The following is a 12694-nucleotide window of genomic DNA, read 5'->3' as shown; positions in this document are numbered from 1 at the left end:
CGATTTGGCCATACCTGTGAGGTTCGTTACTTAGGGTTATGGAACAACTTCTAATACCGCCTGTTGATAGGAGGATTCTAAAGTATGAATATCCATGAATATCAAGGAAAAGAAGTGCTGAAGCAGTATGGAGTCGCCGTTCCGAAAGGACAAGTTGCGTTTACGGTTGATGAGGCTGTAGAGGCAGCGGCTGCGCTGGGCAGCCCAGTTGTCGTTGTGAAGGCGCAGATCCATGCTGGCGGACGCGGCAAAGCTGGTGGCGTTAAAGTCGCGAAAAATCTGGAAGAAGTGCGGACTTATGCACAGGAAATTCTCGGCAAGGTACTGGTAACGCATCAGACTGGCCCGGAAGGCAAAGAGGTCAAACGCTTGTTGATCGAAGAAGGCTGCGACATTAAGAAAGAGTACTACATAGGTGTTGTTGTCGACCGTGGAACCGGCAGCGTCGTAATGATGGCGTCGGAAGAAGGCGGTACAGAGATCGAAGAGGTCGCAGCAGCAACTCCGGAGAAAATATTTAAAGAGGTAGTTGATCCTGCGCTGGGTCTTCAGTCCTATCAGGCGCGCAGACTAGCTTATGCGATTAACATACCTAATGAACTGGTAAATAAAGCGGCTCAATTTATGATGGCTCTCTATGCGGCATTTGTCGACAAGGATTGCTCCATCGCTGAGATTAATCCACTTGTAGTTACTGGTGACGGTAATGTAATGGCGCTGGATGCCAAATTAAATTTTGATTCCAATGCGTTGTTCCGGCATAAGGATATCGTTGCTCTGCGCGATTTGGAAGAAGAGAACGAGAAAGAAATTGAAGCTTCTAAGTTTGATCTTAGCTATATTGCCTTAGATGGAAACATCGGCTGCATGGTCAATGGAGCGGGTCTTGCGATGGCAACGATGGACATTATTAAATATTATGGCGGCGATCCTGCCAACTTCCTCGACGTAGGGGGCGGAGCAACGGCTGAGAAGGTTACGGAAGCGTTCAAGATCATACTGTCTGATGATAAAGTTAAGGGGATTTTCGTAAATATTTTCGGTGGAATTATGAAATGTGACGTCATCGCAGCGGGAATCGTAGAAGCGGCCCATCAGATCGGACTTGATCGTCCGTTAGTGGTACGTCTGGAAGGAACGAATGTAGAGCTGGGCAAGCGTATTCTGGCTGAATCCGATTTGACGATCGTATCTGCGGATTCGATGGCAGATGGCGCGCAGAAGATCGTTGCGCTCGTATCGTAATGTAATCACCTTATCCATAAAGGGGAGGCTTGAAGTATGAGTATTTTGATCGATAAGAATACAAAGGTTATCACCCAGGGGATCACGGGCAAGACTGCGTTGTTCCATGCCAAGGGCGCCTTGGACTACGGGACGCAAATGGTGGGCGGCACATCCCCGGGCAAGGGCGGCACTACGGTCGAGATTGAGCTAGAGAACGGACAAACGGCGAGCTTGCCGGTGTTTAATACAGTAAGAGAGGCTAAGGAAGCTACCGGTGCAACGGCGAGTGTTATTTATGTACCGCCGGCATTTGCCGCGGATTCCATCCTGGAAGCGGTAGAAGCGGAGCTTGATCTTGTCATTTGTATTACGGAAGGAATTCCGGTGCTCGATATGGTCAAGGTGAAGCGTTACATGGAAGGCAAGAAGACGGTACTGATCGGGCCGAACTGTCCGGGAGTAATTACGCCGGGAGAATGCAAGATTGGCATTATGCCGGGTTATATTCATCTGCCAGGTCATGTTGGCGTTGTATCGCGCAGCGGTACGCTTACCTATGAAGCGGTTCATCAGTTAACGACGCGCGGCATCGGGCAATCCAGTGCTGTCGGTATCGGTGGCGATCCGGTCAAAGGCTCGGAATTTATCGATATTTTGCGCCGTTTTAATGAAGATGACAATACCCATGCGGTAATTATGATCGGCGAGATTGGCGGAACGGCTGAAGAAGAAGCGGCGGAATGGATCGCTGAGAATATGACGAAGCCTGTCGTCGGCTTCATCGGTGGGGTTACTGCGCCTCCGGGCAAGAGAATGGGCCATGCGGGTGCAATCATTTCAGGTGGTAAAGGTACAGCCAAAGAAAAGATCGCGAAGTTGGAGCAATGTGGCATTAAGGTTGCGCCGACTCCTTCCGAGATGGGGGCAACCTTGGTTAGTGTGCTTGAAGAGCGCGGATTATTAGGCATGTGCACGACGCATTAAGAGAGGTAGTTCAAAAATATCGCTTTTGATCACGAAGTAAAACCAGGGAGAGGCTCGGCATCGAATCTTGAATTCAGCCGGGCCTTCTGGTGCTCACGTACCCACTACGTACGCTGTGCTCCTCAGACCCTAGCTTCATCCTACCTTCTCGGTGCTGAAAACCGATCTTTTTTGAACGTTTATTTTAAGAGGTAGTTCAAAAAGATCGCTCTTGACCACGAAGTAAATCGGGGAGAGGCTCGGCATCGAATCTTGGATTCAGCCGGGCCTTCTGGTGTTCCCTTATCCGATTTGCTATAATACTCTAAGTAAGTCCAAATTGGTATATTTTAGGTAGATTAAGGTAAGCAACCTTCTAGGCCGAACGGCAGGGGGTTGCTTTTTTTGTCGTTCACGAAACTTATTGAGGATGAATGGGAGGATTAAATGGTGGATAAAAATGAAGTATTGATCGCATTGCATGAAGTGAATGGTCTCGGATGGAGGCGGATTGAGGAAATCGTTAAGAGAGATGCCGGTTGGGTACAAGCTTATCAGTTTAGCGCATCTGATTGGATGGAGAGAGGACTCGAGGCGGAATTAGCACTGTGGATGACCCAGCAGTTCACCTTGAATTGGATAGAAGAAAGACTAGAGCGCATGGCGCGTAAACGGATTAGACCGGTAACCATTTATCATGAAAAATACCCACTATTAATGAAGGAAACGGTTCGGCCACCCTGGGTTCTGTACACCATTGGGGATATGAAGCTGCTATCCGCTCTATCTGTAGCGATTGTTGGCACGCGGATTCCAACGGCTTATGGACGAAAAGTAGCCGCAGGGTTAACAAAAGGATTATGTGATAGAGGGATCACAGTTGTCAGTGGTATGGCGCGTGGTATTGACGGAGTATGCCATGAAGCCGCCCTTAACTGCGGTGGAAGAACCATAGCTGTATTGGGGACAGCGATCGATATCGCTTACCCGCCTGAGCATAACTCCTTGTACCGTAGAATCGCTGAGTCTGGATTGATCATTTCGGAATACCCGATCGGCATGAAGGGACATCCGGGAATGTTTCCGCAACGTAACCGTATAATTGCTGGGATTTCCCGTGGTACAGTTGTTGTTGAAGCGGATGCCCGCAGCGGATCGCTTATTACAGCAGATGCTGCATTGGAGGAAGATCGGGACGTATTTGCGGTGCCGGGTCCGATCACTTCGCCGAAGAGCCGGGGGACATTGGAATTACTAAAACAAGGGGCGAAAATGGTCACGGATGTGAACGATATTTTGGAGGAATATCAGGCTTTTTTATCCTACTCACGTGTGACCTCGGAGAAGATATCAGAAGTTTGTGAGTTGACAGATGAGGAGCAGCGCATTTACGATATGTTGCAGCAGGGGATAAATCATTTTGATGATTTACTACTGCAAACGTCATGGGATTTTGGACTTTTACATTCAGTTCTGTTATCTTTAATCATGAAAAAAGCGGCAGTACAGCTGCCGGGTTCTGTTTATAAGATTATATAGTCCATTCCTATCGAAGAGTGGCTTGAACATATGACTATATACAATTGTTGAGAGGAGGATGGATCTATGGCTGATTCTCTCGTTATCGTGGAGTCGCCTGCAAAGGCGAAGACGATCGGAAAATATTTGGGCAGTAAATACATCGTGAAGGCTTCTATGGGGCATGTTCGCGATTTGCCGAAAAGCCAAACCGGGGTTGACGTGGAAAATGACTTCAATCCCAAATATATAACCATCCGTGGAAAAGGTTCAGTATTGAAGGAATTGAAAGACGCAAGTAAAAAAGTGAAAAATATTTATCTGGCGGCTGACCCCGATCGCGAAGGGGAAGCGATTGCCTGGCATCTTGCCCATGTGCTCGATGTAGATGCCTCGAAGGCATGCCGCGTAGTATTCAATGAGATTACGAAGCAGGCGGTTAAGGATGCCTTTAAAACTCCGCGCAAGATCAATATGGATCTGGTCAACGCCCAGCAGGCGAGAAGAATTCTAGACCGTCTGGTCGGTTATAAGATTAGCCCCCTATTGTGGAAGAAGGTTAAAAAGGGATTATCCGCTGGCCGTGTGCAATCGGTAGCTGTAAAAATTATTTTAGACCGCGAAAATGAAATTTCGGCTTTTGTCCCAGAGGAATACTGGACGATTACAGCTGTCTTGAAAATTGGAGGCACTGAATTTGAGGCGAAGTTTTATAAATACCGCGGAGAGAAGCTCGAGCTTGCGAATGAGCAGCGGGTTGGAGAGATTCTCAAAGCGCTGGAGGGCGCCGAGTTCAAGGTTGGCGAAGTGAAAGAGAAGGAGCGTCTTCGTCATCCTGCTGCACCTTTTACGACGAGTTCCCTACAGCAGGAGGCGGCCCGTAAGTTGAATTTCCGTGCGGCTAAGACGATGTCTGTTGCCCAGCAATTATATGAAGGCGTTGATTTAGGCAAGGAGGGCACGGTCGGTCTAATTACTTATATGCGTACAGATTCGACGCGGATTGCTACTTCGGCACAAGAGGAAGCCAAGGAATATATCGTGGATAAATACGGAGAGAGTTACGCTCCAGAAGTCGCACGGCAATATTCGAAGAAGGCGGCCGGAGCTCAGGATGCCCATGAAGCGATTCGTCCTACATCAGCACTACGTGATCCAGAATCTGTGAAGTCATTTATGAGTCGTGATCAGTTCCGCTTATATAAACTGGTTTGGGAACGATTCATGGCTAGCCAGATGTCTTCGGCGGTACTCGATACGATGTCCGTCGATATTCCTGCAGGTGAAGTGACTTTCCGGGCCGTTGGCTCGAAGATTCGTTTCCCGGGTTTCATGAAGGTCTATGTGGAAGGCAATGATGACGGAACGACGGAAGACAATAAGTTCCTGCCTCCGCTGAAAACCGGGGATGTGCTACAGAAGGAAGCTATTGATCCGAAGCAGCATTTCACTCAGCCACCTCCGCGATATAGCGAAGCACGGCTTGTTAAGACGCTTGAAGAGCTTGGCATAGGACGCCCGAGTACGTATGCGCCGACGCTGGAGACGATCCAGAAGCGTGGGTATGTGGCGATTGAAGATAAGAAGTTCATCCCGACTGAATTGGGTGAGCTAGTTCTGGAGCAGATGGAACAGTTCTTCCCGGAAATTCTCAACGTTGAATTTACCGCCCATATGGAGGAAGATCTTGACCATGTCGAGGAAGGTACTGAAGACTGGGTTCGCGTCCTGAGCGAGTTCTACGGGCCTTTTGAGAAGCGGCTAGAAGTTGCGGAGAAAGAGATGAAGGAGATCGAGATTGAAGATGAGGTGTCCGATGAAATCTGCGATAAGTGCGGAAGACCGATGGTCTACAAATTGGGCAGATTCGGCAAGTTTCTCGCCTGCTCTGGATTTCCGGAATGCCGTAATACGAAGCCGATCATCAAGGATATCGGAGTAACTTGTCCGAAATGTAAGGAAGGGCATATTGTTGAGCGCCGTAGTAAAAAGGGCAGAGTGTTCTACGGTTGCGATCGTTATCCGGAGTGCGACTTTGTATCCTGGGATAGGCCATCACCAATCCCTTGCCCTAAATGTGGATCGCTCCTCGTAGAGAAGCGCAATAAACAGGGCGGGAAGCTGCAATGCACCGCTTGTGATTTTGTACAGCCGATTGAGGAGAACGAGGACGCTGCGGGCGAATAAGACAATTCAATCATATTAAGACATATACAGCAGCGAATTCTGGGGGGATTTAAGTTGACAGATTCTAGTAGAGTAACCGTCATCGGCGCGGGATTGGCCGGAAGTGAGGCGGCGTGGCAAATCGCCAGTCGTGGTGTGCCTGTTACTTTGTATGAGATGCGTCCGGTGGTTAAGACACCGGCGCATCATACCGATAAATTTGCCGAGCTCGTATGCAGCAACTCGCTTCGAGCAAATGGGCTCACGAATGCCGTAGGCGTATTGAAGGAAGAGATGCGGTTGCTGGACTCGCTCGTGCTCGGATCAGCTGACCGGAATGCAGTTCCTGCTGGCGGGGCGCTGGCAGTGGACCGCGATGGCTTCTCCGGGGAGATCACGAGCACCTTGCGAGAGCACCCACTGATCGAAGTGGTGAATGAAGAGATCAAAGAGATTCCACAAGAGGGGGTCGTAGTCATTGCTACAGGCCCTCTAACTTCGCCGGCTCTTTCCGAGCAGATCAAGGCGTTAACGGGAGAGGATTACTTCTATTTCTATGACGCGGCTGCGCCGATCATTGAAAAAGAATCAATCGATATGAACAAGGTATACCTTGCTTCCCGATATGATAAGGGAGAGGCCGCTTATTTGAACTGTCCTATGACAGAGCAGGAATTTGATGCATTCTATGAAGCGCTCATCACCGCCGAAGTTGCTCAGCTTAAGGAGTTCGAGAAGGAAGTTTATTTTGAGGGCTGTATGCCGATTGAAATTATGATGCGCCGCGGCAAGCAGACCGCTTTATTTGGTCCGATGAAGCCGGTAGGGCTTGTGAACCCGCATACGGGTACGCTTCCCCATGCTGTCGTACAGCTTAGACAGGATAACGCTGCGGGGACGCTCTATAATATGGTTGGCTTCCAGACTCACCTTAAATGGGGCGAGCAGAAGCGCGTCTTCTCGATGATACCTGGCTTGGAAAATGCTGAGTTCGTCCGTTATGGTGTTATGCACCGCAACACATTTATCAATTCACCTCGGTTGATGCTTCCAACCTATCAGCTGAAGGAGCGCAGAACGCTCTTCTTTGCTGGGCAGATGACCGGCGTGGAAGGATATGTAGAATCCGCAGCTTCGGGTCTTCTTGCTGGTATCAACGCAGCTAGAATCGCTCGCGGCGAGGACGGAATCGTCCTACCTGAAGATACAGCGCTAGGTAGCATGGCCCGATATATTACAACTGCGGACTTTGAACATTTTCAACCGATGAATGCGAATTTCGGGCTGTTCCCTAAGCTGGATACAAGATACCGGAAGAAGGCTGAGAAGAATGAAGCGTTGGCACAGCGTGCGCTGGACAGTCTCCGCTCCTTCATCGCAGCTGAAGAAATGGCATAATTAGACTCTGGCTTTGCCGTGATATATCATAGAGATACGACATAAGATTTATTTAGGATAGAATTTTTTGAAACTGTCCTGGAAAGATCTTAGATCGTATTGCATAGCGGACATAGCGGCACCCGTCTATGTCCTCCATAGTCTCCAGGCCCCTCGTCAGCCTGGATTGGAGGAGGTAGACGGGTGCTATAATTATCAGATGGAAGGATGCGGTTGTTCATGGTTCCTACATTTCATGCTACTACAATTTGTGCTGTTCGTCACAACGGGAAGGGAGCAATTGCCGGAGATGGCCAAGTCACGCTTGGCGAGAGTGTCATTATGAAACAGACCGCCAAGAAAGTCCGCAGATTGTATAGGGGACAGGTACTGGCGGGTTTTGCTGGTTCGGTTGCAGATGCGATAACCTTGTTTGAGAAGTTCGAGGGTAAACTGGAGGAGCACCAGGGGAATTTGCAGAGAGCTGCGGTTGAACTGGCCAAGGAATGGCGTCAGGATCGCGTGCTGCGCAAGCTGGAGGCTCTTTTGATCGTTATGGACAAAACGGGGATGCTTATGATCTCTGGCGGTGGGGAAGTGATCGAACCGGATGATGATATTTTAGCGATCGGCTCTGGGGGTAATTATGCCCTGTCTGCTGCCCGTGCTCTAAAACGCAATGCCGCCCAGATGGAGGCCAAGGATATCGTACGCGAGTCGCTGCAAGTCGCATCGGACATTTGCGTGTTTACGAATAGCAATATTATCGTTGAAGAACTTTGATGCGGGAGGGATCTTGGATGAATAATCAGATTTTAACACCACGGCAAATCGTAACCGAATTGGATAAATATATTGTCGGACAGAAGCAAGCCAAGAAATCCGTTGCAGTTGCACTTCGCAATCGCTATCGCCGCAGCTTGCTCAGCGATGAGGTACAAGATGAGATCGTACCTAAAAATATTCTCATGATCGGACCTACTGGAGTAGGCAAGACCGAGATCGCTCGCCGTCTCGCCAAGCTGGTAGGAGCTCCATTCGTCAAGGTTGAGGCCACTAAATTTACTGAGGTTGGCTACGTCGGTCGGGATGTTGAATCTATGGTTCGCGATCTGGTGGAGGTTGCTATTCGTACGATCAAAGCTGAACGTACAGAGCAGGTAAAGGATAAGGCTGAGGAACTAGCGAATGAAAGGCTTGTACAGATTCTTGTTCCATCCGATCATAAGTCGAAAGGTGTACGCAACCCATTCGAGATGTTGTTCGGAAATACCAATCAGAACTCTTCCTCAGGATCAGAACCTCAAGAAGAGGATAGCAGTGAAGTGAACGAGAAGCGTCGTCAAGTACGCTTCAAGCTGTTAGCAGGCCAAATAGAGGACGATATCGTGGAGATCGATGTTGAGGACAGTGCGCCTAGCATGTTCGATATGTTTGCTGGTCAAGGTAATGATCAGATGGGCATGAATATGCAGGAGATGTTCGGAAACTTGCTGCCGCATCGGACTAAACGAAGAAAGCTGACGATCAAGGAAGCTAGAAAAGTGCTAACCCAGGAAGAAGCAGCTAAGTTGATTGACCAAGATGATCTGACCCAGGAGGCTATCCGTAGGGCTGAACAATCAGGCATTATTTTTATTGACGAGATCGACAAGGTAGCAAGCCGGGGGCAAGGTTCCGGACCAGATGTGTCTCGTGAAGGTGTACAGCGTGATATTCTGCCTATCGTTGAGGGTTCCACGGTCATGACTAAATATGGTCCTGTTAAGACGGATTATGTTCTCTTTATCGCTGCTGGAGCCTTCCATATCGCCAAGCCATCGGATTTGATTCCTGAGCTGCAGGGACGTTTCCCGATCCGGGTCGAATTGGACAGTCTGACGTTAGACGATTTCGTATCTATCTTGACTGAACCGAAGAATGCCCTTACGAAGCAGTATTCAGAGCTACTGCGTACGGAGAATATCGAGATTGATTTCTCTGACGATGCCATCCGGGAGATCGCTGCGATTGCGGCCAATGTGAATTCCAATACGGAGAATATCGGGGCGAGAAGGCTTCACACGATACTGGAGAAGCTGCTTGAGGATCTATCCTTCGAGGCGCCGGAATTGACGCTTGACCGAATGACAATCACGCCGGAATATGTTCACAACAAATTAGGAGATATTGTGAAAGATCGAGATTTAAGCCAATATATACTTTAAATTTCCATTGACATGTCAGACTAACCTGTATGAAAAGGCCGTTAGACCCAGTATTATTAGGGGGGGACGGCCTTTTTCTGATCTCTAAAGGAGTAATAGAGGGATTCTATAAGACTAGTTACTGTCGATATTTCTCGAAAAAATAGTAAAATTTTTAAATATTGCCAAATTCAAAGCCAATTATTTCAAAGATAGTGCTTTTTTCTTATTGTAATAAAATCGATTCTCCTAGAAACTTATGTTATATGACATGAAGATGTTTTTTTCTACAAACTAGCACGAACTGATAAATTTTTATCAGAAAAAATGTCGAAAAAAGAGGGAATGCCATCTGAATGTTGAATACGTACACTTAAGGAAAATATGCGAAACAATAAAGGGGGCGAAATAATGCAACTGTTGAACGGAATAGGGTTCACTCGGCTTGAGTCAGCAGTACAGGCTGCCAATATGCGCCAAGGTGTGCTGGCCAACAATATAGCTAACGAAGATACCCCTTATTTCAAACGTTCAAATGTGTCATTTGAGAGTTTGCTACAGCAAGCAAGTGAAGGAGATATGCCGACTTTGCAGGGCATTCGTACCAATAATAGGCATTTTGTCATAGGTCCTTCATCAGGTATACCTGAGCCTGTGGTAACCACAGACAGGACGACAGCAATGAACAACAACATGAATAATGTCGATATTGATAGCGAAATGTCACAGCTTGCCGAGAATCAATTGAGATATAACACCTACATAGAGCAAATTAATTACCAGATTAAAATGAAGCGAAATGCGATTGAAGGGAGATAACGGGGTTGAAGATCAGCGATAGCTTTAATATCAGTTCTTCCGCTCTGACTGCGCAGCGTCTTAGAATGGACGTTATTTCATCGAATATTGCGAACGCAGAGACGACAAGAGCCCAAGTGGTTGATGGCAAGGCAGTTCCATATCGAAGGAAGATGGTTGTGCTGGAGCCTAAGCAGCAGACCTTCGGACAAGCTCTGAATACAGCGTTAGGCAGTGCAGATACAACTCAGGGAGTCAAGGTTACAGAGATTAGGGAAGATAGCGCACCTTTCAAGCCGGTCTATAATCCGACCCATCCCGATGCGGATAACGAAGGATATGTTTATATGCCGAACGTGGACATTCTCAAAGAAATGGTAGATATGATCTCGGCAACAAGATCCTATGAGGCCAATGTGACAGCACTGAATGCGAGCAAGGCAATGATTACCAAGGCATTGCAAATCGGCAAATAGCATCTTTTATTTTGACTTAAGGAGTGTTGGTCGTTGATACAAAGCATGAATTTTAATACTGTAAAGCCTTTGGAAGGAGTCGAACAGTACAGTACAGTGGAAGCCAAGGGGAAGACCCCTGCGGAAGCCATGAAGAGCTTTGGCTCGTTCTTATCGGATGCTCTTGATAATGTAGCCGCGCAAGAGCAGAATGTTCAGAAAGTGAACGACAAGTTCCTGGTCGGTGAAGTAAGTGCCGATCAGGTAATGATCGCCTCGGAGCAGGCCTTGTTAAGTTTGCAATTAACTACGCAAGTGCGAAACAAAGTAATTGAGGCATATCAAGAAATCATGCGTACGCAAATTTAACGAAAACTAGCAAGCTTTGGATGAGGTGACGTCGTGAATGAGAGAATTGCCCAGTACCGGGATACATTAACGGGTTACTGGAACCGTTTCAGCAAGAAGCAAAAAACGTTGTTAATTTCTACAGTTTCGATTATATTGCTGGCGATTATTCTGCTTACGGTTCAATTTTCTAAAACGGAATATGATGTCGCTTTTACGAATTTGGATTCCTCGGATGCAGCGGGTATTATTACTTACTTGGAATCAAGCGGTGTTCCGTACAAATTGAGCACGGATGGCTCGAGTATTTCGGTGCCTAGCAAGAATGTGGCTAGAGTGAAAGTCGATATCGGTTCACAAGGGATCGTTCAGAACGGTTCGATCGGACTAGAATCTTTCAACGAAAATTCTTCGTTGATCGGAATGACAGACAATGAGTTCAGTGTGAAGTACAAAAAAGCACTGAATGGCGAGGTAGAGCAACTGCTGAAGAGCATGAAGGGCGTCAACAATGCGAAAGTGTTGATCAATCTACCGGCCGAAAATGTATTCGCGAGTCCTTCCGAGCAAGAGAAAGCTTCAGCTTCCGTAGTTGTTAGTTTCAAGCCGGGCTATCGCCCGACCCAGGAAGCGATTGATGGATATTTCAATTTAATCAAGACGTCGGTGCCTAATCTGCCGATCGAGAACATCTCCTTATCTTCTAGTGATGATAACGTTCTGCTCGCATCGGGAGAGGGGGGGAGCGGAGGCAAGATTGCTTCGCTTACGACGGCCGTTCAGGAAAACATGGCTTTGCAGAAGAAATTCGAGAGCGATGTACGCCAGAGCGTCAAACAGTTCCTGTCCAAACTAACTGGACCGGAAAAGGTCGAAGTGCTGGTAGCATCTACACTTAACTTCGATCAGGTTACTCAGAAGGACAACTTAGTAACTCCAGTAGATACAGAGAATATGAAGGGCATCGAAATCAGTGCCCAAAAAATTCAAAAGAGCTATACAGGCCAAGCTAATGGCGTAGGTGGTATAGCTGGAACCGGTGAGCAGGATGTTCCGGGATATCCGTCTGCTGGGACAGGTAACGGGTCTTCTTCAGAAGAGTCGTCCTCAACGATAAATTATGAAGTGAATCATATTACAAAGGATATTGTTGCCAGTCCTTATGTGGTGAAGGATCTAACCATTAACGCGGTGGTTGAACCACCTAATGGGCAACAGACTTTAGACCCTGCGACTGAATCAGCGATTCAGACCATTCTGGCTAATATCGTAGGTTCATATCTTGCAGATTCCGGTACTACATATACAGACGCAGAACTACAACGAAAAGTTGCTGTCTATTCGCAACCATTTCATGGAACTGAACAAAATGCTTCTGGCCTGAGCTTGTCAAGCCCACTTGTTTGGGGAGTCGGGGCAGCTGCACTGCTGGCGATTGCGGGAATTATCTTCCTGATTGTCCGCCGTAACAGAAATCAAGAAATCGAGGAAGAAGAAATTCCAATGCCGCTTACACCGGAGTTTCCTTCCATTAATTTGGAATCAGTCACGAACGAGAACCAAGTGCGCAAACAACTTGAGACACTGGCCAAGAAGAAGCCGGATGAATTTGTCAACTTGCTTCGCACATGGCTGGCTGACGAATAGAGGTGAACG

The 12694-nt window shown here is 47.6% G+C and carries 12 protein-coding genes; 11 read left to right on the top strand and 1 reads right to left on the bottom strand.

Annotated features, from left to right (window positions below):
• Positions 1-84: 84 nt before the first annotated feature.
• From sucC to trmFO, 5 genes are all read left to right on the top strand, one after another.
• Positions 85-1245 (top strand): ADP-forming succinate--CoA ligase subunit beta, encoded by a 1161-nt coding sequence (gene sucC, locus EI981_RS17895; protein WP_127000433.1) that lies wholly within the window; start codon positions 85-87, stop codon positions 1243-1245.
• Positions 1246-1281: 36 nt separating this feature from the next.
• Positions 1282-2211 (top strand): succinate--CoA ligase subunit alpha, encoded by a 930-nt coding sequence (sucD, locus tag EI981_RS17890; protein ID WP_127000431.1) that lies wholly within the window; start codon positions 1282-1284, stop codon positions 2209-2211.
• Between the two features lie 426 nt (positions 2212-2637).
• Positions 2638-3729, top strand: coding sequence for a DNA-processing protein DprA (gene dprA / locus EI981_RS17885; RefSeq protein WP_418789020.1), 1092 nt, complete (start codon positions 2638-2640; stop codon positions 3727-3729).
• A 66-nt stretch (positions 3730-3795) separates the two neighbouring features.
• Complete coding sequence (gene topA / locus EI981_RS17880; protein WP_127000430.1) at positions 3796-5895, top strand: type I DNA topoisomerase; 2100 nt, start codon at positions 3796-3798, stop codon at positions 5893-5895.
• Between the two features lie 54 nt (positions 5896-5949).
• On the top strand, positions 5950-7272 hold the full coding sequence (gene trmFO, locus EI981_RS17875) for an FADH(2)-oxidizing methylenetetrahydrofolate--tRNA-(uracil(54)-C(5))-methyltransferase TrmFO (RefSeq protein ID WP_237172629.1): 1323 nt from the start codon (positions 5950-5952) through the stop codon (positions 7270-7272).
• Positions 7273-7361: 89 nt separating this feature from the next.
• Here trmFO and EI981_RS30000 read toward each other — a convergent pair whose 3' ends face one another.
• On the bottom strand, positions 7362-7493 hold the full coding sequence (locus tag EI981_RS30000; protein WP_257791986.1) for a hypothetical protein: 132 nt from the start codon (positions 7491-7493) through the stop codon (positions 7362-7364).
• Here EI981_RS30000 and hslV point away from each other — a divergent pair.
• The 6 genes from hslV to fliF all read left to right on the top strand — a co-directional run bounded on the left by hslV (position 7492) and on the right by fliF (position 12685).
• Complete coding sequence (gene hslV, locus EI981_RS17870; protein WP_127000428.1) at positions 7492-8034, top strand: ATP-dependent protease subunit HslV; 543 nt, start codon at positions 7492-7494, stop codon at positions 8032-8034. The genes EI981_RS30000 and hslV overlap by 2 nt on opposite strands.
• Positions 8035-8051: 17 nt before the next feature.
• Entirely contained in the window at positions 8052-9458 is a 1407-nt protein-coding gene (gene hslU, locus EI981_RS17865; RefSeq protein WP_127000427.1) for an ATP-dependent protease ATPase subunit HslU, read from the top strand.
• Between the two features lie 390 nt (positions 9459-9848).
• Entirely contained in the window at positions 9849-10256 is a 408-nt protein-coding gene (gene flgB / locus EI981_RS17860) for a flagellar basal body rod protein FlgB (protein ID WP_127000426.1), read from the top strand.
• 5 nt (positions 10257-10261) lie between these two features.
• Positions 10262-10711, top strand: coding sequence for a flagellar basal body rod protein FlgC (gene flgC, locus EI981_RS17855; protein ID WP_127000425.1), 450 nt, complete (start codon positions 10262-10264; stop codon positions 10709-10711).
• A 33-nt stretch (positions 10712-10744) separates the two neighbouring features.
• A complete protein-coding gene (gene fliE / locus EI981_RS17850; RefSeq protein WP_127000424.1) occupies positions 10745-11059 on the top strand; it encodes a flagellar hook-basal body complex protein FliE in 315 nt (104 codons plus the stop codon).
• 33 nt (positions 11060-11092) lie between these two features.
• Positions 11093-12685, top strand: a complete 1593-nt coding sequence (fliF, locus tag EI981_RS17845) for a flagellar basal-body MS-ring/collar protein FliF (RefSeq protein WP_127000423.1) — start codon at positions 11093-11095, stop codon at positions 12683-12685.
• Positions 12686-12694 lie beyond the last annotated feature (9 nt).

It is taken from the genome of Paenibacillus lutimineralis, from assembly GCF_003991425.1.
Taxonomy (GTDB): Bacteria; Bacillota; Bacilli; order Paenibacillales; family Paenibacillaceae; genus Fontibacillus; species Fontibacillus lutimineralis.
The sequence above is the reverse complement of the archived record's forward strand: the minus strand, read 5'-3'. Positions and strand labels throughout refer to the sequence as shown.